This window comes from Streptomyces roseolus (assembly GCF_014649855.1).
Taxonomy (GTDB): domain Bacteria; phylum Actinomycetota; class Actinomycetes; order Streptomycetales; family Streptomycetaceae; genus Streptomyces; species Streptomyces roseolus.
In genome coordinates, this window is record NZ_BMTV01000080.1 from 1 (window position 1) to 291 (window position 291).

Consider the following 291-nt stretch of genomic DNA (forward strand, 5'->3'; position numbering starts at 1 on the left):
CGTGCCGGGCGAGCACCGCACCCAGCGCACCCGTGGCACCCGTGATCAGCACCGTCCCCGCGTCCCAGCGGGGACCGACGTCGGTGCCGGATTCGGCGTCCGTCCGGGCACGGGCCAGACGCGGTACGAGCAGCGACCCCGCCCGCACCGCGACCTGCGGCTCCCCGCTCGCCAGGACGGCGGCGAGGGCGCGGCCCGACGCGTCGGTCTCCTCGTCGAGGTCGACGAGGACGACGCGGCCGGGGTTCTCGGTCTGCGCGGACCGCACGAGACCCCACACGCCGGCGTGCA

The 291-nt window shown here is 77.3% G+C and carries 1 protein-coding gene; it reads right to left on the reverse strand.

All coding sequences use genetic code 11. The features are described from left to right. Positions 1-268: SpnB-like Rossmann fold domain-containing protein (locus IE245_RS36520; RefSeq protein WP_444545747.1), on the reverse strand; the 268-nt coding region annotated here is incomplete at its 3' end. Positions 269-291 lie beyond the last annotated feature (23 nt).